We start from the raw sequence: 21,450 nt of genomic DNA on the forward strand, positions 1-21,450 counted from the left end.
TATAGTGACTCCAACAAGCAATAAAAGATATCCAAATGAAAAAATCAATCTATAAGTCACTCATATTATTCTTTATTTTCTGGATCTCCTCCTTAAACCCAATCATCGCAAAAGACCATGTTTTACAGTCGATTCAAAATTTAGATGAAGCTGGATTTAGAAGTTCTGAAGGAAATTATTTTAAGCTGATTAAATTGGATCAGGGCTGTCGTATAGAAGCCCGATATTATTTAGAAATGGAAAATCAATTGTTTAGTTATAAATTTATTGATCAAAGACTTCTGCATGCCTCGCGAAAAACCTTCCGCTATCATTATAAAGAAGGTCAGGAAGGCTCGCTCATGGCAGTCACTGGTGTATATCAATATTCTAGCGAAACTTATGGACTGCCTGATTTAAAAGTTCAAAATGAATTCAGAAAACATCAAGCATTGTTTCCAACACACGATTTAAAGCAATGTAGTTAAACAAAGCATTTGTTAACGCGCTTTCAGCAATCAACAAAGCTTCTGTTCGTCAACCCTATTGCTATTGTTCCCGCTTTGTCCTTTTTGGACAAGGCGAGGACAAAAGACTATTTTTATTCACTGATGTTGCTAAAAAGGTCTAAGCGAAAATCTATTTTAGTCGTACGGTTAAAAAGTCTAAGTTATGCAATCTTAAAATGACAAAACTCATTTAAACTTTCGTCATCAAAACTGACCTGTCCCTGAATATCACAGCTCATATAGAAATTTTTATAGCTCAACACATAAAAGTCTGGCGTTTTCTTGATTACAACTGGATTCATATCCAATGACAACGCTTCATCATGTTTAAATAGCTTGGTCACACGACGATCATTCATGCAAATCAAATAAGTCTGTTTTTTAATCTCGACTTGCGCTAGACCATTGCTTTCAACATTCAATGGGATGATATATTTGCCGTTAACATCAATGACCTGTTGATCATAGCTTTCCAGTTTTTGGGTAATGACATTAAATACCAAGATATTGCCAAAGCTGTCTTGTAGTTGGGTTTTATCCTCAAATGAAAAATTGACCTGAATCCCAAGTTTTTGCAAATCTTGCTCATCAACGCGTTTATTGGTCAATAAAATACGGGTAATGGTCTGCTTTAAACTGGCATCAAAGAAGGTACTGTCCAATTGGATATCAGTTCCTTTGAGAATTTTACCCAATGCCTCATTGTGTGTTCCCAACAAGCGTGCAATCACACTGCGATAGTAAAACTTACTGTTCTTCTTGACCTCACGGATCTGCTTATAGAAATAAGTCTGGTCGTATGGGCGCTCAATAAAATCATGCAATAATGCAGAGTTCGCCAAAACAGCAATTGCATCATGTCCTGTATAGGGTAAATGAAGCGTATGCAGTTGAGGAATCAGCGGCTTAATTTTTAAATAATGTTCTTTATCGTTTTCAAAATAAGGATCATAGACAATAATGTATTCGCAATCGGTCACGATATCCTGTGCTTGAATACGCATATTTGCATTTAGATCAGCATCATAGAAATCAGTATAACGTTTATCTTCAACTTCAGTGGGGTCTATTGAATATTGTGGAACCATGGCAACTACACGATTCATATTTAAATCTTTGGCATATTTGATTGCTGCATAGCCCCCCATTGATCCACCATAACCTACAATATTCTTGAATTGACTTAGGATCGGCTGGAGATGTTGTAAAAGTGCCGCCATACTTGATGCAGGAAACCAAGACTTTTGCTTAGGCATAATACCGACAATGGCATAGTTATATTTCATCAAAGACTTTTCAGCATTAATTGAAAGCCCTTTGGCGCGAGTGATCAAATCTCCAAATGACAGAACTAAAGTGTCAGACTCACCTGCTAAATAGATTGCTCTGATATGATCATCTTCAAAAATTATTTGTTTATCCATTCGCACACCGAGCATCCGCTCTTTTCTTGGCTGAAATTAAATCAATCGGCACTTGCCTATTGATTGCTTCAAATGTCATATTTTATAGAGTCTAGTCAGATAAAAAAGCGCAAAATATGACACATTCTTTACATCCTGCTGCTCAAAAAGGCTTCAGCACCGCTGCTGAACTTTATCAACAGGCCAGACCCAATTATCCTCAGGATGTGGTTCAATGGCTCATCGAAGATTTGGCACTTACCCCAGATTCAAAAGTGGTTGACTTAGGTGCAGGTACAGGAAAATTTCTTCCCTATCTGAAACAGGCAACGCCCAATATCATTGCAGTTGAGCCTGTTTCTGAAATGTTGGAACAGTTGAAAATAGTACATCCTGATGTGCAAACGCTTCAAGCGAAGAGTGATCAAATTCCGTTAGAATCTGAAAGTATTGATGCTGTATTGTGCGCTCAGTCCTTTCATTGGTTTGCCAATATCGAAACATTGAACGAAATTCATCATGTTTTAAAACCTGAAGGTCATTTGGGTTTGATCTGGAATCAACGAGACGAGAATATAGATTGGGTAAAAGCATTGGCAGATTTGCTCGCAACCCTTGAAGGAGATACCCCACGCTACCACAGTGCGCAATGGAAACAGGTATTTGAAAATCAGTTTTTATTCCAACTTGAAACTGCAAAAGTATTTTCACAACTCCACACAGGTACGGTAGAGAATGTGGTGAGTAAACGCTTACTTTCCACCAGTTTCATTGCCGCGATGCCAGAACAAGAACAACTCAAATTGAAACACAAATTCGAACAGATTGTATCGGAATATACGGGCAAACACGCTCAAGATGAAATAGACTTCCCCTATGTCACCTATGTTTATAACTTTAGGAAACTACGCTAATCAATACGCTTTAATGAGGAATGTTTATCATGCATTTAATACTTCGCCCTTTGCTTCTTTCAGGTTTACTGACATCAATCGTATTCATAGCAGCATGTTCTCCTAAAGACGGTCAACAAAACAATTCATCTGAGCCGAAAGATGCATCTCAAGAAGTTATGGATCAATTGAAAACCAAACCGATTAAGGCCTTTCCGAGTACACCAAACGATGCTCACGATATTGCTTTGCTCGACGAATACGATCAGAAATTTACTGAAAATAATAATGCTTTGGAAGCTGATCTTAAAAAACGTGCGAGTGAAGGCAGCCTCACGGAAGAAATTGATCACCAACTTAAACGCGACAATATTGAGTCGGCGCTGAATATGTTGAAAGACTTGGATCTTAAAACAGAGCAAGGGCGCTATATTCAAGGTTTACGTTATCAATATTGGGAAAATCAAGCCAAAGTCTATGATGAGAAAAAGCAATCTGCTGATGGTGAGCTTAAAAATCCAAGTGATGCAGTCAAAGGCATGGGAGAAATGTTCACTGCCGATGAACAGCTTGATCATTGGAAGCAAACAACTGAAGGTAAATAATCTTCTGATCAACGGATTGTGCCATCAAAATGAACATTCAACAGTCGGATGCTTTTAAAAATTAACCACAGCGCACATAGGTGTTCGAATGTGAAGCGACATGGATGTCGCTACTCTGATATTTAAGTGCGTGTTCAGCAGCTTCACTACGGTTAATGCTTTGAAAAGACAAGAGGATGAGAATTAGAATACTTTGCTCTTAAGAAACCCGGATACGGCAACGCCATTGTTGATCAGGCTGTTTTGAAGATTCCCAGGCACGAATATGAACCAACTCGATATAATCTTGTCCTGGTTTCTCCGCTGTAAAACGGAAAGTTTTGGTCCCGCCCACGCCTACCGCACCTTCCTCACTGTCATTCTGTAAATAGGTTTCTTCGGTTTTAAATATTTTAAGCGGCTGTAATAACTGCCATTGGTAACCTGTGCTTGGATTTTCAGGTGCATTGAACAACAACACCTCTCCCACTTTCATATCCATGAGTGTTGGGCACTTTTGTTTGATGGTGTATTCATGTGTTTTACCTACGCTAGGATTCGGACTTTGACAAGCAACCAGCCCCAAGCTGAAAATCAACAAGGTAAAACACGCTAAACCTTTCATTTATCAAACTCTTTATTTTTCAATTGACCTAAAATTATACATATCACCATAACATTTTGTCTCATTTGGCTCAATTGAATTTAGATATTTTGCTTTTCTAGCCATTGAATCGAATTGACTCGGATCAGTTTGCAAGCACCATCTCCCACACCATTCCAATCTAAAGCCGATTTCCAGACCAAATCTTTATCATTCACCTGAACCAAATCTCCCGTTAAGCGAACCAAGTCACCACGTTTAACTTGTTTGATTTGTTTGGCAATTTTAGGATTGGCAGGAATAATGTGCATATTGCTAACCAATTGAGTTGCCAACTGAGCCGGAATCGGTGGTCGAGCCATTTTCCAATTGAGGAATCGATCATATTGATTGATTGAAATTTGGCGGGCAATTTCAGGCTCAGTAAATAAACCCCGTGTCACAGCATAGTCAATCGGTGAGAATTTTGCTTGTGCATCATCATAATATTCTTTTGAACCTAAAATTCGAAACTCACCACGGAATGGCTCAAGAACAGAGATTTTCTGATTACGATCAATCGGAGCTAAACCATTGGCAATATTAAAGGCGGGATTTGATAGCTGCGCCTTTGACACAGCGGTAGAGTGAAAAGCATTGGCTTGAAAAGCACTCAGTGCCATCAACGCTGCACAGACTAACTTTTTATTCATAACATGCTCCTCAAACGCAGTACTCAACCAACAAAAATATCTAATCCCAGTATTAATAGATAAACTTAAAATAAAAATCGAATTTCAGTAACAAAATACAGAAATTTCGTCCTATTTTTGTCTTATATTCAAAATTCACATTGGGTAGAATCATGATCATACACTTAAAATGATCACATCATGATTTATAAATATTATCAACAGCGTATTTTTCCTCACCTGCTCAATCAAGTGATGCAAACCCCCAGCATGATGGAAGGTCGCGCGGAACTGATTAAAAAAATCCGTGGTGAAGTATTAGAAATTGGCTTTGGTACAGGTCTTAATTTACCTTTTTATCAAGCAGTTGATCAGCTCTATGCGCTTGAGCCAAACCCTGATGTTTATCGTCTTGCACAAAAACGAATCTTTGACACCCCCTTTCATATCCAGCATATTCAAGCCAGTGCCGAAAAATTACCTTTTGCAGACCATTCCATTGAAAATATCGTAAGTACATGGACCATGTGCAGTATTGCAGACTTAGCTCAAGCTCTCCACGAAATTCATCGAGTATTAAAGCCTGAAGGTAATTTACACCTGATTGAACATGTTCAGTATCATGACAATTCAGCATTGAAAAAATTGCAGGACATTTTAACCCCGATCCAAAAAGTCCTTGCTGATGGCTGTCATCTGAACCGCAATATCGAGCTTGAGTTATTAAATACTGGTTTTAAATTTTCGGAAAAATATTATTTCGATGCGGAAGGCCTGCCTAAAGTGGGAAGACGCATGTTTATGGCAAGAGCACAAAAAATTTAATCGGCAAAATCAATATTGATCGTTTCAAAGCGTACCCGTCCTTCACGAATGGCTTGGGCAATTGCTTGCTGTCCTTTGGTCAGACGCGCGCCACCACTCTTAATATCAATCAATACAACCTCGATATCCTCAGCCAAGCCTTCGCCGTCTCGAAAGTCGGTATAGCCATCAAAAATCACATAATCAATGGGATCACCCAGAAACTTGGCATCACTTGGCAAATATTGGAATTCAGGCATGATCGGTGCAAGTTGTTCTGCCATCTTCCCTTTTAGGACAGCACGACTGGTATTCACACTGCTTTTTTGCGCATGTACAAGTGCCTGTTGATGCTCCAGTTCAAGTTCAGTGATGTATTGTTCATACTCTGCTTTAATCTTGCCATTTCGTGTACTCGATAACACGATTGTGGTCAAAACGATGCCAATGCACGCACCTATCAACATCGCCATCCAAATCGACATGCTCTTTCCTTTCTGTAAATCATTGGCACAATGTAAACAACTACTAAAGTTTTGTCATGTGTAACCTATATGCTTAAAATTAATGCTAAAGTAGACAAGGGCTAGCGGACAGATATTATTGATATACGATGAAAACAATACTTGTTGCAAATTTAAAAGGCGGTTGTGGAAAAACAATTACAGCAATTACTTTAGCCACAGCATTGGCACAAAAAGGTTATAAAGTGGCATTAGCGGATGCTGATGGACAAAAGTCAGCACTACAATGGTTAAAACAGCGCCCAGAACACGCAGCGAAAATTCAGAGCCTCGATTGGCGTCATGAGAAATCAATAGGAGATGCACCTAAAAATCTCGATTATTTGGTTATCGATGCGCCTGGTGCTTTAACTGGTGAACACGCAGAACAGTTAATCAGTGAAAGCCATGCTGTGGTCACACCACTCCAGCCCTCATTTTTTGACATCGACAGTACCCGACGTTTTCTCAAACATATACAAGATATTAAAAAGATTCGTAAAGGAAAAGTCGCGGTACACTTGATTGCCAATCGCATGAAAACCAATAGTGCGAGTTCAAAAGATATTCAACAGTTTTTTGAAAAGATTGATCAACAACCTGTTGCATGGATTTCAGAACGTACTGCATATGGTCAATTGGCTATGCAGGGCTTAAATATTTTTGATAAGACCCAAAAGAATTTTTTAACCATTCAAGAACAATGGCAACCACTGCTTGATGCTTTAATAGATGATCCAAGTGATTGGTTCTAAAACCAATCTAAAGTAGGTCGGATAAAGCAAGCTTAAAATTTGCCACATTTGATTTTTCAGTTAATATTGAGTGAATCACTCAGCAATTTTTAGAGTAGTTAGTGCAAGACTTCACTTCAAACTTACAACGTATCTTATTGTTTGGGTTATTGTTTATCCTGATTTTCTTGGGCTACGATATTCTCAAGTATTTCATTGTCCCGGTATTATGGGCGTGTATCATCGCCTATATGACATGGCCAATGTACAAGCGCATATTAAGAATGTTTGGTCCGAATCGACCAACATTGAGTGCGTCAGTGATGATTACGCTGGTGATTTTAGTGGTTGGAATCCCGCTCACCTTTGCGATTTTTATTCTGCAGCATGAAGGTCGAAATTTGTATTTTGACCTGCAACGCCAATTGTCATCGGGGCATTTGACTGTTCCTGATTTTATTCGCGAACTGCCTATTATCGGTAAGGAAGTCAGCCGGACTGTTCGGGAAATAAATGCGGATCCTACCAGTCTTTCACAGACCATTGGTCTTTGGATTCAAGGACATATGAATTATGGTAAGTTCGTACTTAACGAGATCACCAAAAATCTAGTGAAACTGGGTTTTGCCGTCATGTCTCTGTTCTTTTTCTATCGAGATGGTCAAACCATTTTGGAGCAAGTCAGCAAGGCATTACAGATGCTGATTGGACCACGTATCCATCATTATCTGGATACCATTTCTGAAACCACCCGTGCTGTGGTGTATGGTGTGGGTTTAACAGCGGTTGCGCAATCCATTCTTGCAGGTATCAGTTATTTTGTTGCAGGCGTACCAAATCCAATGGTACTGACGATTGCCACTTTCCTGATGGCACTCATTCCATTTGGACCACCTGTGGCTTATGGTGCAGTATCATTATGGCTGTTTTCCCAAGGTCAAACGGTTGAAGCGATCGGTGTAATGGCTTGGGGGGTCTGTATTGTCAGTACGGCAGATAATGTCATTCGTCCATTGGTCATTTCAGGTGCGACAAAAATCCCATTCTTATTGATTATGTTTGGTGTTTTAGGCGGATTGGCGAGCTTTGGACTGGTTGGACTGTTTATTGGTCCTGTTATTCTGGCAATTTTATTGGCAATTTGGCGCGAATGGCTACATGAAACGACAGAGCATGGTATTTTAATGCCTGATGCCACAATGGCATACGAAATCGAAGAAAACGACCCGAAAAAGCCGGATTAACTCAGTCTGCTTCTACATGATTCGCCAAGTATTTTATTTGGCGGATTATTTTAATCCCTCCCAGTAGACCCAGCATAATCAATGCCAATTTACTGTTTATTTAATAAATTTATACAATCAGATATTTAATTCACATTGTTTATCCATAGATGCTTTGTTTGAATGATCTATAAATCATGATCAAAGATATTGGATGCAAATAATGACATCTACTTTTTTTAAAACATCAATATTTTGCACCTGCATCGCACTTTTTACAGCGGCATGCAGCACTACACCGCATACGACCAAACCTAAAACACCTCAAAAAACGATTGATGTTCATGCTGTTTCAGCACAAGGCATTGGCGCAAAGATCGGTACGATTAGCTTTCAAGACTCGCCAAACGGTTTAAATATTTCAACTCAACTCAGCCACCTTCCTTCAGGTTTTCACGGTTTTCATATTCATGAAAAAGGCTCTTGTGCGCCTGCTGAGAAAGAGGGCAAAATGGGGGCTGCTCTGGCTGCGGGAGGGCATTACAATCCTCACCAGACTGGACATGGCACACCGAATGATGGGCATATGGGTGATTTACCCGTATTGAATGTTGATTCAAATGGTAATGCTAAAACCACTTTGATCGCACCACGATTAAAACTTGCCGACATACAGGGCTTAGCCATCATGATCCATGCAGGTGGTGATAATTATTCCGACCATCCAAAGCCTTTGGGTGGTGGTGGAGACCGCATTGCTTGCGGTGTGATCCAGTAATTCAATCATTATTCAATAAAAATCTTGAATGTGGATAAACTTAAAGTTATCCACAATGGCTTCATTTTTGATGTGCAAGTGCATAACGGCGGCAGTGATCCAGATAGCCGGCTTCATGTACACTGATCAGTTCCACAATACTGCGCCATAACCAGAATGGCGCATCTATGGTTTTAGATTGGTTTCTTTGCAGTTCTTTGAGCCAACTGTTTCGAGTTGAAGCATCCATTTGTCGAACATGTGCCCGTCCCACTACAAAAGCCAAATAAAATGCCAAATCTCTCGCTCCGTTTTGGTTCATGCCTTCGATTTCTAATTTTAAATCCTGCGGTAATAACTCACGAATAAAGAGCGATCGCTCCAAAAATTTGGTTGCTCGCATTCGCTCCCCCAGATAAGGGGATAAATGTCGTGCCCCTTCCACAATTCGCATTGCATTGTCTTTCGGCATAGGTGCATTTGAATAACGAGGTGCTAAAGCTGTGGTGGCTTCTTTTAAATCCATTAAACACAAGCCTTTACCATCTCTAACAATATGATTGGATGAATCCATTAACACGATATAGCGCAATAAGCCTAAAGAACTGCAGCCTTTCACCCAGTATGCTGAATCAATCACTTTGAGCTCTGCAGATGCATCACGCTGCCCAATCATTTTGACTAAATCTTCTATATCCGGCTGCGCAAAAACATTGTGTATTTCCAACTGTTCTTTTTTTAATAACGGCCAAAACCGTTTACCCAAGGTAATTTGAGGCTTTAAATCTTCTAAACGTTCTTTTGCTAAACTTTTCCAAGATCGCTTCACTGCTTTTTCCATCACACTGTGTACTAAAGCAGGACGCTGTAACTGATCACTTGTACGACCATTACGTTCTAGCGCATACATATAGCCTGCATACAGTGCTTCAATCATTTGTGCAGTCACCACACCCGGTAAGTCTGAACTACGCACTGCTGTTGCCAAAGATAAACCTAAACGAATCAGGTCATTGGCTGGATTGCCAATCACAGTCTGATCCAAGTCTCTAATTTCAATGTCGATCTTGCCTTCTGCATTGGCGACAGGACCCAAGTTTCCAGTATGACAATCGCCACAAATCCAAATTGCTGGACCTTGAGGAATAGAGCTAATTTCAGCTTGTTTCAGCCAATCATAATATTTAGCAGTATTGCCACGTACATAGGCATGGATTGAACGTGCCATTTTTAAATTACGGCGTTCGGTCAACTCGGCATTACGATAACGCGGGAGCTTAATTGCGGTATTTTGTTTTTTTGACATTGTCGGTATTTTTAAGCATTCAGTGATTTATTGTGGATTTTTTTCATGCTCAGGGTAAGAGTGAATCTGTATATAAAATGTTGAATTTTACGCATTAATTTTTACATTTCCACAGCGAATAAAACATCTGATTGTGCCATAAAAGAGTAAAATATGCAGATCCCACCTCTGCGAAACGATATTGTGAATAGCATTCATCAAATCTTTCAAAATATAAAGTCAAACTCAACCTTTATTTATTGCTTACAGATTCTGATTGTTTTGACGGGAACAACGCTTGGGCTTTATTTTCTAGGTTATGACCGGTTGATCGTTCCCTTAACGCTTGGAGCAATTGCAACAGCATTGACTGACTTTGATGACCGGCTCAGTATCCGTTTAAGAAATCTGGGACTGGTTTGTATTCTGTTTTTTAGTGTCAGCAGTATTCTCGATTTTTTACATCCCCATAAACTTTTATTCTTAATTTATTTATCGCTTTCCAGTGCTGTTTTCATATTGATGGGAGCACTGGGGCAACGCTATGCCACCATTTCTTTTGGTACAGTGCTACTCTCTATTTATACCATGTTCGGTCTAGGTGAATATTCTGAGTGGTATCAACAGCCGAGTTATTTTGTTATGGGGGCACTCTGGTATGGTTTAACCTCGATTATTTTTTATCTTCTTAAACCAACACAAGCCGTTCAAGACAATTTATCAAACAGTTTCAATACGCTTTGCGATTTACTCATGGCAAAAGCCAAATTGTTTGATCCTGATAATCAAGACAATGTTGAACAACTTTTATATGATCTTTCATTAAAAAATAGTATTGTGGTACAAAACTTAAACACCACTAAAGCATCATTACTGACTCGTTTAAAAGCTTCACGTGCCAATAAAAATACAATTTACTGGCTGAATTTATATTTTCTCGCCCAAGACATCCATGAACAGGCTACATCCAATTATCTTCATTATGAAAAAATCCAGCAGAACTTTAGCCGCACCGATTTAATCTATCGAATTCAAAAAAATGTACGCATTCAGGCACAGCATTGTCAGGTACTGGCTGAAGCTATTTTAAAAGGCGATAGTTTTATCGTCCGTGCAGACCATAACACCGCCTTAATCTATTTAGAAAGTTCAATGCATGAGTGGATTCAACACAATCCATATAATATAGAAGTTAAAAATCTGCTTTTGGTCTTAAGAAATTTAAAAAATGTCCAAGACCAGTTTACCAACCTCAGTATTGAACAAGCCAACTATCAACAAAACTACAGCCAACATCGAGATAATTTAAATTTATTGGATGACGATATCCACGGCATACAAGACCTTTGGCTCAAGATCAAACAACATCTAAGCCCAAAATCTGCCCTGTTTCGTCATGCTGTCCGTATCGGCTTTGTGTTTGCTGTGGGCTATGCCATTTCTTTATTGCCTTTTGCCAAGAATGGCTATTGGATTTTACTGACCAGCTTGTTTGTCTGCCAGATCAGTTATTTCGCCACTAAAAGCCGTTTAAAAATGCGAACCTTAGGCACTGTTTTAGGTGTCATTCTAGGAATTCCAATCTTATATTTTGTCCCCAGTATTGAAGGTCAGTTAGTCCTTACCATTATTTTCGGAGTCTATTTTTTCTATTTGCGCTCCAAAAAATATGCCATGGCGACCTTGATGGCGACTCTGATGGTCTTGTTGATTTTTAATCTTAAAGGTGCAGGCTATGCCATCATTTTGCCTCGTATTGTTGATACACTTTTAGGCTGTTTAATTGCATGGTTTGCTGTGAGCTTTATTTGGCCGGATTGGAATTTCCGGAATATTTCCAACAATATTCTCAAGAGCAGTAAAGCAACCCTAGATTATTTCGATGCTGTGGTAGAACAATATCAACAGGGTCGAACAAACAGCATTGAGTATCGTAAAGCGCGTCGTGCGGCACACAACGCACAAATTGAATTATCAGCCATGATTTCGAGCCTCAGTGCAGAGCCCAATCCCCATCAAGATTTAATTCATCATGCCTTTAGATACTTGGTCTATAGCCATAGTCAACTCAGTTATGTGTCAGCATTGGGCAGCCATCGAGAACAGGTACATGATCAGCAAATCCTAGATCTAATGTTATGGTGTAAATACACCTTGAATGATGTGCTACTCAATCAAGTCCCTTTAGATGAAGCCGTGATTGAACAAAAATTGACAGAAATACAAACTTTAAGCGATCAAGACAATTTATCAGATGGTTTACTATTAGCATTAAAACAAATCAGTTTATTATTGGAAACCTTACCTGAGTTGTTAAAATTAAAAACAACTTTACTTCGCTTAGAAATTAAATAGAAATGATGACAAGATCTGAGAGGGTTCAAGTGAAACTTAAACGCCATTTACAATTATTTGCTGCTTTAATCACGCTAAGTGCCATGACATCTAGTTATGCAGATGCAAAATTTAATCAAAACTTAGAACAATTTTTAGAATGTAAGAAAACGCTCAGTGATTATTATGCTCTAGGTTTTGAGTTTGAAGATAACTTGAAAAAGAACGGTTGGGTGAAACAAGGTGAAGATTATTCTTATGTCAGTCAAACTCCGATCAAAGTTTTTGGTCAATCCAGTCATGAAATTAGTTTAGTTGCTGGTGGTATGCTGGCTGTATTCAAAAATGCCAATACCAAAGAACTTGCTGAAAAATTTAAAATTTCTCAAAACCCATTTTTTAAAAATATGCCCTATTTTTCTGGCGAAAAAATTGTAAAAAAAGATCCTGCGACAAAAGACTCGGAAAAGTCCGTTCGAAAACTGACCCTCGCTGAGTCCAATCCTGTTATCAATGAAGGAGAAAATAAAACTTATCTGGGTTGCGTTTATCTCTCCGAATTTGAACAACAGCAACAGGAAGCTGCACTTGAAGCCGCACAGTAATCAATAAACATTGAAATCGAGAATGATTAAAGATTAAATGCAATGCCAATTCTGCATACTTTTTTTCAATAAATCATAAAAACAGATGTGCAATGATGACTTCTGATTATGATAATTTAACCACATGATCGAGGTCATTTTCTCACATAGAACAATCTCACTTGAGGGTCGATTGAGCGTGATAAATATATTCAACTTTTGCGCATAATTCGGTTAGACTCAAGATTCATTCTCATTTGACTAAGTGACCATGAATATCAAAACTTTACGTCTTGTTGGTTTTCTTGAAGGGATTTCCTTTCTTCTCCTGCTGTTTATTGCAATGCCGCTCAAATATATTTGGGATAACCCAATCTATGTGAAATATGTGGGTATGGGACATGGCTTACTCTTTATCGCCTTTCTTGCTGTTCTGTTGATCGTTTGTCAAAAGCAAAAATGGTCGATTAAAATGTTTATTTTAGGCTTGATCGCTTCAATTTTACCTTTTGGACCCTTTGTGTTCGATCATAAACTCAAGCAAGAACAATCTTATTAACTCTCCTTTGAATACAGCTGTAAAGCTCCCTTTCCTTTTGGAGAGAGAGCTTTTTTAATTTTAGAAGATACCCTCTGCCTGACGTTGTTTCATGATTGATTTTAATAAGCCACGCGGAACAGTGAACCACAAAGCAATTAAAACAAAACACGACAATGCATAAGCCCAGAGATGGAAATGCTCATATAAAACCCGAATCAGCTCAATGACAAAGAAGAAAGTAAACATCATGAGGACTGAAACAGCTGCTGCTACAGTACCTTTAGAAACTTCTGAAGACATCAATGCAAAACGATACAGTACAGAGAAACTAATCCCCTCACCAAAGCTCACCAATGTCATACCTGAAATGACGCAATATAAAAAATATTCGCGCCAAATGACACCTGCAAATACGATGACTGTACCTAAAAGCATTAACGGTAAGCCGATTAAAACTGTTTTCCCAAGCGCTAAACGATCAATCACTCGAATCAAAACAATATTTCCTAAAATCAGCCCTCCCAATACAGGAAATTGTGCTAACCCATACTGCAGACTACTCAGCCCCAGTTCTTCAACCAACATGACTGGCGATAAAGCAATCCAAAGCATTAAAGGCATCGCCACCATAGGAAGCCCTAAAGTCATCCCCATAAACGTTTTATTTTTAAAGACTTTTCTATAGTCATCCCAAATATAACTCAGAGGTTGTTTGGGAATACTGGTTTGACGTGATGGCATTTTTGCCTTTAAACCAAACCAACTGAGAAAGGCTAAAAAAGCAATCGCAATAAAGCCCCAGTGCCACGATACATGATCGATCAGGAAAGCACCTACGACAGGTCCGATTAACGGTGCCAGTAAAGAAATGTTTGCCATGAGCGCCATGACTTTGATTGCATCACGTTCTTCAAAAGTTTCCTGAATTGCTGCATAACCGACAGCTGCAATCACGGATAAACCAAAGCCTTGTAAAAATCTTAAAGCAAGAAAACTTTCAATATGATGTGTCAGTAAAATCAATAAGCAGGTGATCACAAAAAAAGCCACACCCGCCAATAAGACTTTTTTACGTCCCAATCGGTCTGATAATGGTCCTAATAATCCTGCGACACATGCACCGCCAAGCAGATAAAAGGACATGGATGAGGGAGCCCATGTACTGCTCACACCAAATTCTTTGGTAATCGCGAGCATGGCAGGCTGTACCAGATCATTTCCGATATATACTGAAAACTCAAAAAGCACCAACGCCAGTGGAAACATGAGCGTAGCACGACTCAAACTTGCAGTTTGTTCTTGTTGCACTGAATTTTGCATTGTTTTCTACATATCATTATAGGCTTGCTGGAGTGACACTATTTTTCTAAAGATAAGCGTCATCCCAATGACAAGCACTGAAATTTAAATATTAAGTTGTGGAATTTACGTTGAATAAGGAGTCAACACCGCATTCACAAGGTGTCTAATTCAATAGGTAAAAAAGTCATGCTTGCAGCAAATTTGTGAGATTTATAACTGAACCCTTCTATAAAAAAGTTTATAGAAAGTACACACAGGGTTGAGTTTTTGTAGTGTAACACAGACATTTTTCGAGAGGAAGTTGAACATTTAATATTCTTAAGATACTCTAAATGTCACATGAATCGATATGAATAAATTAAATGAAAAATAAAAATCCGGTTTCCTTGATCATCATTGGCATTATTTTACTTCTGGTCGGTGGTGGGCTTTATTTAATGAGCTCAGGACCAAATATCAGTGCCTCTGATCAAGCCCGCTGTGAACAGTTGGTTGAAAAAAAATATGGTGAAAACTCTGGCTCAATAATCTCAAGTTGCAAGACGGATACGGGTTTTGTTGCCATGATGGACGCTCAAGCCAATTCTACAGGCTCAGCAGAAGATACAGCGAAAGCAATTAGCTCAGCCAATCAAAAAGAACTCGGCTTAGGTATATTCGGTAAATTCCTGATGGGGCTATGTGTGGGAATCGGAATTGCATTGCTGATTAAAGGTCTTATTGGACTAAAAAACAAACCGCAAACGGGTATTTAGTCCTTCACGGCAGCTTATACGTTGAACTTGCTGTCATTCATCATCTAACACTTTAAATTTGATGAAAGTACCCTTTTTAATATCATCATATGCTTCAAGAATTTGATCATAGCTGTTCATCACAAATGGACCATGACCATTGATTGGTTCTTGAAGCGGTTTACCTGTCAGCAACAATAACTTGCAATGCTCTAAAGCGGTGATCTCAATGTCCTGCCCTAAACTCGACATCACGGCTAAACCTTGTTCATCTAACATATCATCTTCAGGCTGAAATTGAACTTTACCACGTCTTAAATAAATCATTGCAGTGTCTCCAGCATTCGCCGGTAGAACTATGCGATGTCCTGTCTGGATTTCGATGTCTAAAACCTGGAGGGGCGAATGCGTTTTGGCTGGTCCTTGGGCATTTCCATAATGCCCAGCAATGACCCTGACACTTCCTGCGGAATGCTTGAGTCCAATCACGGGAATATCTGCTTTGCGCAAACTTTGATAACGGGGTGGATTCATTTTATCTTTGGCAGGCAAATTCACCCACAACTGTACCATTTCAAAATAGCCCCCTGTTTTTGCGAAAGCCTCACTAAACACTTCTTTATGTTGGACACCTGAAGCAGCCGTCATCCATTGCACATCGCCTGCAGAAACGATCCCTCCACCACCGGATGAATCCCGATGTTCGAGTTCTCCTGCAAAAATCAGTGTGACCGTTTCAAAACCCCGATGTGGATGTTCACTCACGCCTTTGCGCAATTGTGTGGGTTTTAAAACACCAGGTCCCAAGTGATCAAGCAATAGAAATGGAGAAACGGTGTTGCCAAGTTCATAATGTGAGAACACGGACAGTACAGGATAAAAATCTCCAATCGCAAAGCGCGTATCATTACGATGGATAAAGGCAAGGGTTTTCATACTGTCGATCTACTCTGATTGGCAATAATATTATCCATAAAAATGTTGTTTTAAATTAAAGCTATATGCTGTGAGATATTGCTTTAATTTTTCAAGATCATTGGTGGGTTCTATAGCTCTACGATTTAAAACTTCAATCTTATCTTCCAATAATTTCAAGATCTGCGCTTGTTCAATCTCAGGTAATTGCGCTTTTTCTTTCTGCTGTTTTTTGATTTCCAAATAATCCTCTGCCCAATGGCCGAGTGGATCTGTGGGATCAATTTGATCAAATAATTGCGTGATCAAAAGTTCAGGCATAATTTGTTGCGTTGCCAACTCTGCAGACATCAATCCCCGAATGGAATAAAAAACCTTTTTATAAGTAAAATTATCCGCAGTTTGCATGACTTGCATTCCCCCTTTTGCCAAGGATAAGTAATGGTAATACAAGGCTTTATAATCTATTCGTTGCAGCAAGCCTGCTCTAAAGTTTTCCCATTCAGGAAATTGATTAAAATAGACAATATGCGCACGTACCCACTCAAGAACCGTAGGATTGCTTTTTGCCAAAAGTCCAAACATTTTATTCAAATCAAATGAAACAAAGTCAAAATCACCCTCCATGATTTCAATTAAGTCACGATGTTGACGATAATCATAATATTGAGCTTTAGAAGGTAAATGGAAACCACGCACATCGTAGTCACTGTCTGGACTTGCCATGCCCCATAATCGACTGCCGCTTTCGATATAAAATAGCGGATGTTCATCCCTGTTTTGGAATAAGTTCTGAATTTCTTGTTGGATGTTCATGGTATTCACATTTTTGGTAAATCTATAAGTTTTATATCATTAATTTCAATATTTTTTGAATTTTATTTAGTTTTTGAATACCTGTTTTTATCGTATTGATTAAGCACGCTGAAGCCTGATTTGACTGAAACGCTCACTCGGACAAGGGAGCAAAAATCCACTCTGGCTAATTGATTCTGTTGATCTCCTAAAAACGCATCATATCTGATACGTTTTCAAGCAAATGTCTTATCCTTTCTTCAATAAAACATATGAATAGCGAAAACAGCTATCCTTTAGACACTAATTTTGGATTTCTTAATAAATTTTCATGACGCTCTAATGCCAATTCTATGAGTTGGGTAATTAATTCAGAATAAGTGATCCCACTTGCTTCCCAAAGCTTTGGATACATACTGTTATTGGTAAACCCCGGCAAAGTATTTACTTCATTCAGAAAAATATCGCCATTTTCAGTCAAGAAAAAATCGACACGTGCAAGTCCCAAACAACCCAAAACTTTAAAAGCTTTAATCGAAATCTCACGGATCTTATTACTTTGCTCATGTGAAATTGGAGCAGGAATCACGACTGCAGAAGATTGATTATCTATATATTTTGCTTCATAAGAATAAAAACTAGACTTTACAACGACTTCACCACAAACACTGGCTCTTGGATAATAATTTCCCAAAACCCCGCACTCGATTTCACGACCTTTGATAAATTTTTCGATCAATACTTTGCTGTCATATTGAAATGCATTTTCTAAAGCAGCAATAAATTCCTGTTCATTTTCAACTTTACTCACCCCGACGGAAGAACCCTGATTTGCAGGTTTTACGAATACTGGAAGACCTAAAGTAGTTTGAACCTCATCGAAACCCACCTCGTCTAGGTCATAAGCATGAATCGTTAAAAACGGTGCAACAGCAATACCAGAACCTTGTAATAAACGCTTGGTGACATCCTTATCCATACAAATTGCAGAACTTAAAACATCTGAACCCACAAATTGTAGATCTAAAATTTTAAGCATGCCCTGTAATGCACCATCTTCACCTAAGGTTCCATGAATAATTGGAAAAATAACATCAAGGGGCGCTAATCCTTGTGCATTTTCAATTTCAAAAATTTGAGATGGTTTAGACTGTAAATGATCTAGCTTTTCACGTGGGGCAAGAGAAATTAATTTAGGATCGTGACCATCTTCTAGATAATGTGCAGCATCTAAAATACGCCAAGTACCATCTTGATCTATCCCAATCAAACTCAGATCAAACTTTTGCCGATCTATTGCATCCACGATGTTTTGTGCTGACTGTAGTGACACGCGATGCTCTGATGATTTTCCACCAAAAATTATTCCGACTCTCGTTTTTGCCATTTTGTTGTTCTCTGTTTTTAATTTTTCAAACCTTTAATTCCCGGTAAATCATTGATCAAGGGCATTTGGCTTTTTGGAATGTCTTGGTATTTTTACCACGTAAACACTGATATTCCTTTTGTACGTCTATGCGTTTCCACTGACCATCTACATTCTTAAAGCTGTAAACTGTACGAATTGAACGAACTGAATCATCCATCAAGCCTGTTTCAGTCAATTTCACCTCAGCGACCGTTGGCGACTCAACACGGTTAAAATATTGACGTAATTCAACCGTCGCTAAATCTTTGCGCAAATCAGAACGCTCATTTAAAACCTGGCTCAATGGCGTTTCAGAACCCCCAACTTTATTCATTAAATTTTGTGTGGTTGCACAACCTGACAAAGTCACTAGACAAAATACTGAAATCAAACTCAAACGGTTCATTCTGGATATCCTTAAAACTCGAAGCACCACTACATGATGCTATGCACATTCAACTTACACTATTTAAAAACTGTGACTTTATGATTCATCTGCAATATGCTCAATATCGAGCGCAATGATTTGTTGATCATGATCATCAAACATCAATGCTTGATCACCTAAGTCCAGCATATAGAAATGCCCTTGATCAGTGAGAAAATGCCAAGCGACGATCTCTTGTCCATTATATTCATGTGACGGATCGCCAATAGTAATACGATCCAGCTCTTGACCCGCCTGCCGGCATAATTCTTCAATAATTTTAAAATAACGCGGTCGATCTTCTGCTGCCTGTTGCTTGCGCTGTTCCAAATTCGGAATCTTGGCTGCGACTTGCTCAATGATGGCTAATATTTCATCTTCATCCACTGCGTGTAACTTTGGATGCTGCCTTAACCATAGACTATTGATTTCAATCAGGTCTTCACTTTGTTTTAGCGCAAAGAACTGATCGTCAAAACTATTTAGAAGATCTCGTTGCTGATTGTCACCAAAATATTCACCCTCTAGAAACTGTTCGAGCTGTTCTTCTGAAAATTGCGTTATCAAATTGGCACTTTGTTCAAACAATGCTGAATGTTGTGTAGCATTCATGGCTTTTAAACCCTCACGAACATGTTTCACCATGAACGCATCCCACCCCGTGTTATATACAAATTGTGAGAATCCACCATTATTGACTTGGGCAAGATAATAATCTACAAAATAGCTATGCAATGCTTCAGCCGGCACTTCATCGTATTCGACATAGTGTTCAAATAATTCATTTAATGTATCAATATTGGACATGATCACATCATAATGATCATCACTTTCTAAACTTTGTCTAGAAATTAAAATATTATCAATCAGCATCATTTTCAGTTTCTTATCAATATTTAAGCGCTATAAACATAGCAAATTTTAAACAACAAATGACAACAAGGCTGTAAATTTATTTTAATTTTTTAGGTGTCCAAAAAAAAACGCCCCTTAAGGAGCGTTTTGATTTAAATCTTTAGAGATCAAAGAGTTTACCCGGATTCATAATACCGTTTGGATCAAATACTTGCTTTAAAGCCTTCATGTATTGAATTTCTTCAGCAGTTCGGGTGTAAGCAAGATAAGGCTTTTTGGTCATGCCCACACCATGCTCAGCAGAAATCGAACCATCATATTTCTTCACGGTTTCAAACACATGTTTATTGACCACCTGACATTTTGCAAAGAACTCATCCTTCGATAAATTTTCAGGCTTTAAAATATTCAAATGCAGATTGCCGTCACCAATATGCCCGAACCAGCAGATTTCAAAGTCGGGATAATTCTCCGCTACAATCGTATCGATTTCCTTAATAAACGCAGGAACATGCGTAATCAGTACAGAGATATCATTTTTATACGGCGTAAATGGCGCAATGGTTTCTGAAATATCTTCACGTAAACGCCATAGGCTTTGCACTTGTTCAAGGCTTTGGCTCATCACGCCATCGAGTACCCAACCCTGCTCCATACAGTGTTCAAAAATTTCCATCGCCGCATTCATAATCGGCTCATATGGCGCTTCGAACTCAAGTAAAATATAAAATGGGCATTCGGTTTCAAATGGACGTTGTACATGACCACGATCCAATACTTTTTGCATTGCAAGTTCACCAAAGAACTCAAATGCCGTCAGATCAATTTTATTTTGAAAAGCATGCAGTACTGGCATGATCGCATCAAAATCAGGCACACCCAGTACCATCACTTGTAGATCATGCGGCTGACGCTCAAGTTTAATTTCAGCTTCAGTCACTAAACCTAAAGTACCTTCACCGCCAATGAATAAGTGCTGCATTGCATAACCTGTGGCATTTTTGATCATGCCTTTGTTTAAACGCAATACATCGCCTTTTCCGGTTACAACAGTCAGACCAAGTACCCAATTACGTGTCATGCCGTATTTGATGACTTTAATTCCACCTGCATTGGTTCCGATATTGCCACCCAACTGAGACGAACCTGCCGAAGCAAAATCAACGGGATAGTACATACCCTGTTCTTCAGCATAATTCTGCAACTGCTCAGTCACGACACCTGCCTGGATACGCACCATCCGATCAGCAGGATAAAATTCTAAAATCTGGTTCATTTTGTCGAAGCTCACGACAATTTCACCATTCGCTGCAACCGCACCAGCTGATAGGCCCGTACGTCCACCAGATGGCGTGATCGCAACATTAAATTGATTGGCCAATTGAACAATGGCTTGCACTTGCGCTGTGCTAGATGGAAAAACGATGATCGAAGGTTTTGGATCAAAATGCTTAGTATGGTCTTTACCCCAGTTTTCTAAACTGTCCGCATCGGTTTTAATCCGATTTTCACCGACAATTTGCGTCAATTGGGTCAATAATTCTGGTGCTATCGTTACTGGAGCATTCATCGTTTTGCGGACCTAGCAAGAAGTAAATAAGGAGTC

At 38.9% G+C, this 21,450-nt stretch carries 23 protein-coding genes; 11 read left to right on the plus strand and 12 right to left on the minus strand.

Annotated features, from left to right (window positions below):
- The first annotated feature begins 35 nt into the window (after positions 1-35).
- Positions 36-467 carry a hypothetical protein gene (locus IMO47_RS01470; RefSeq protein ID WP_196075699.1) on the plus strand — a complete coding sequence of 144 codons (432 nt, stop codon included), beginning with the start codon at positions 36-38 and terminating at the stop codon, positions 465-467.
- Positions 468-649: 182 nt separating this feature from the next.
- Here IMO47_RS01470 and IMO47_RS01475 read toward each other — a convergent pair whose 3' ends face one another.
- Entirely contained in the window at positions 650-1,912 is a 1,263-nt protein-coding gene (locus IMO47_RS01475; protein ID WP_227552298.1) for a hypothetical protein, read from the minus strand.
- A 116-nt stretch (positions 1,913-2,028) separates the two neighbouring features.
- Here IMO47_RS01475 and IMO47_RS01480 point away from each other — a divergent pair, with 116 nt between their 5' ends.
- A complete protein-coding gene (locus IMO47_RS01480; protein WP_196075701.1) occupies positions 2,029-2,805 on the plus strand; it encodes a class I SAM-dependent methyltransferase in 777 nt (258 codons plus the stop codon).
- A gap of 29 nt (positions 2,806-2,834) precedes the next feature.
- A complete protein-coding gene (locus IMO47_RS01485) occupies positions 2,835-3,389 on the plus strand; it encodes a hypothetical protein (RefSeq protein WP_196075702.1) in 555 nt (184 codons plus the stop codon).
- 199 nt (positions 3,390-3,588) lie between these two features.
- On the opposite strand, the gene IMO47_RS01490 is transcribed toward IMO47_RS01485, so the two are convergent.
- Together IMO47_RS01490 and IMO47_RS01495 are read right to left on the minus strand one after the other, a co-directional pair.
- Complete coding sequence (locus tag IMO47_RS01490; protein ID WP_196075703.1) at positions 3,589-3,993, minus strand: protease inhibitor I42 family protein; 405 nt, start codon at positions 3,991-3,993, stop codon at positions 3,589-3,591.
- Positions 3,994-4,073: 80 nt separating this feature from the next.
- Positions 4,074-4,664, minus strand: a complete 591-nt coding sequence (locus IMO47_RS01495; protein ID WP_196075704.1) for a hypothetical protein — start codon at positions 4,662-4,664, stop codon at positions 4,074-4,076.
- Positions 4,665-4,844: 180 nt separating this feature from the next.
- Between IMO47_RS01495 and IMO47_RS01500 the strand changes: the two genes are divergently transcribed.
- The gene (locus IMO47_RS01500) at positions 4,845-5,468 is read left to right on the plus strand and encodes a class I SAM-dependent methyltransferase (protein ID WP_196075705.1); all 624 of its coding nucleotides are present in this window, start codon (positions 4,845-4,847) and stop codon (positions 5,466-5,468) included.
- Here IMO47_RS01500 and IMO47_RS01505 read toward each other — a convergent pair.
- Positions 5,465-5,932 carry a Holliday junction resolvase-like protein gene (locus IMO47_RS01505; protein ID WP_196075706.1) on the minus strand — a complete coding sequence of 156 codons (468 nt, stop codon included), beginning with the start codon at positions 5,930-5,932 and terminating at the stop codon, positions 5,465-5,467. The genes IMO47_RS01500 and IMO47_RS01505 overlap by 4 nt on opposite strands.
- Before the next feature lie 128 nt (positions 5,933-6,060).
- Between IMO47_RS01505 and IMO47_RS01510 the strand changes: the two genes are divergently transcribed.
- The 3 genes from IMO47_RS01510 to sodC all read left to right on the plus strand — a co-directional run bounded on the left by IMO47_RS01510 (position 6,061) and on the right by sodC (position 8,685).
- Positions 6,061-6,705, plus strand: a complete 645-nt coding sequence (locus IMO47_RS01510; RefSeq protein ID WP_196075707.1) for a ParA family protein — start codon at positions 6,061-6,063, stop codon at positions 6,703-6,705.
- Positions 6,706-6,806: 101 nt separating this feature from the next.
- Positions 6,807-7,928 carry an AI-2E family transporter gene (locus IMO47_RS01515; RefSeq protein ID WP_196075708.1) on the plus strand — a complete coding sequence of 374 codons (1,122 nt, stop codon included), beginning with the start codon at positions 6,807-6,809 and terminating at the stop codon, positions 7,926-7,928.
- 202 nt (positions 7,929-8,130) lie between these two features.
- The gene (sodC, locus tag IMO47_RS01520) at positions 8,131-8,685 is read left to right on the plus strand and encodes a superoxide dismutase family protein (protein WP_196075709.1); all 555 of its coding nucleotides are present in this window, start codon (positions 8,131-8,133) and stop codon (positions 8,683-8,685) included.
- A 61-nt stretch (positions 8,686-8,746) separates the two neighbouring features.
- Here the strand turns inward: sodC and IMO47_RS01525 are convergent, their stop codons facing one another.
- Positions 8,747-9,970 (minus strand): DUF2252 family protein, encoded by a 1,224-nt coding sequence (locus IMO47_RS01525; RefSeq protein ID WP_196075710.1) that lies wholly within the window; start codon positions 9,968-9,970, stop codon positions 8,747-8,749.
- A gap of 183 nt (positions 9,971-10,153) precedes the next feature.
- Between IMO47_RS01525 and yccS the strand changes: the two genes are divergently transcribed.
- The 3 genes from yccS (at position 10,154) to IMO47_RS01540 (ending at position 13,426) form a co-directional block, all read left to right on the plus strand.
- A complete protein-coding gene (gene yccS, locus IMO47_RS01530) occupies positions 10,154-12,304 on the plus strand; it encodes a YccS family putative transporter (protein WP_196075750.1) in 2,151 nt (716 codons plus the stop codon).
- A gap of 29 nt (positions 12,305-12,333) precedes the next feature.
- Positions 12,334-12,888, plus strand: a complete 555-nt coding sequence (locus IMO47_RS01535; protein WP_196075711.1) for a hypothetical protein — start codon at positions 12,334-12,336, stop codon at positions 12,886-12,888.
- 250 nt (positions 12,889-13,138) lie between these two features.
- A complete protein-coding gene (locus IMO47_RS01540) occupies positions 13,139-13,426 on the plus strand; it encodes a DUF3817 domain-containing protein (protein ID WP_196075712.1) in 288 nt (95 codons plus the stop codon).
- Positions 13,427-13,486: 60 nt separating this feature from the next.
- On the opposite strand, the gene IMO47_RS01545 is transcribed toward IMO47_RS01540, so the two are convergent.
- On the minus strand, positions 13,487-14,728 hold the full coding sequence (locus IMO47_RS01545) for an MFS transporter (RefSeq protein ID WP_196075713.1): 1,242 nt from the start codon (positions 14,726-14,728) through the stop codon (positions 13,487-13,489).
- 344 nt (positions 14,729-15,072) lie between these two features.
- Here IMO47_RS01545 and IMO47_RS01550 point away from each other — a divergent pair, with 344 nt between their 5' ends.
- Positions 15,073-15,465, plus strand: coding sequence for a hypothetical protein (locus IMO47_RS01550; RefSeq protein ID WP_196075714.1), 393 nt, complete (start codon positions 15,073-15,075; stop codon positions 15,463-15,465).
- A gap of 33 nt (positions 15,466-15,498) precedes the next feature.
- Here the strand turns inward: IMO47_RS01550 and IMO47_RS01555 are convergent, their stop codons facing one another.
- The 6 genes from IMO47_RS01555 to IMO47_RS01580 form a co-directional block, all read right to left on the minus strand.
- A complete protein-coding gene (locus IMO47_RS01555; RefSeq protein ID WP_196075715.1) occupies positions 15,499-16,380 on the minus strand; it encodes a pirin family protein in 882 nt (293 codons plus the stop codon).
- Between the two features lie 30 nt (positions 16,381-16,410).
- Entirely contained in the window at positions 16,411-17,175 is a 765-nt protein-coding gene (locus IMO47_RS01560; RefSeq protein WP_196075716.1) for a nucleotidyltransferase domain-containing protein, read from the minus strand.
- 268 nt (positions 17,176-17,443) lie between these two features.
- The gene (ddlA, locus tag IMO47_RS01565) at positions 17,444-18,541 is read right to left on the minus strand and encodes a D-alanine--D-alanine ligase (protein WP_196075717.1); all 1,098 of its coding nucleotides are present in this window, start codon (positions 18,539-18,541) and stop codon (positions 17,444-17,446) included.
- Between the two features lie 55 nt (positions 18,542-18,596).
- Entirely contained in the window at positions 18,597-18,968 is a 372-nt protein-coding gene (locus IMO47_RS01570) for a hypothetical protein (RefSeq protein WP_196075718.1), read from the minus strand.
- 78 nt (positions 18,969-19,046) lie between these two features.
- Entirely contained in the window at positions 19,047-19,865 is an 819-nt protein-coding gene (locus tag IMO47_RS01575; RefSeq protein ID WP_196075719.1) for a DUF4375 domain-containing protein, read from the minus strand.
- Positions 19,866-20,004: 139 nt separating this feature from the next.
- The gene (locus tag IMO47_RS01580; protein ID WP_196075720.1) at positions 20,005-21,414 is read right to left on the minus strand and encodes an FAD-binding oxidoreductase; all 1,410 of its coding nucleotides are present in this window, start codon (positions 21,412-21,414) and stop codon (positions 20,005-20,007) included.
- Positions 21,415-21,450: the final 36 nt, after the last annotated feature.

The sequence above is a fragment of the Acinetobacter sp. Res13-Abat-PEC15-P4-01 genome, from assembly GCF_015676285.1.
Lineage (GTDB): Bacteria > Pseudomonadota > Gammaproteobacteria > Pseudomonadales > Moraxellaceae > Acinetobacter > Acinetobacter nematophilus.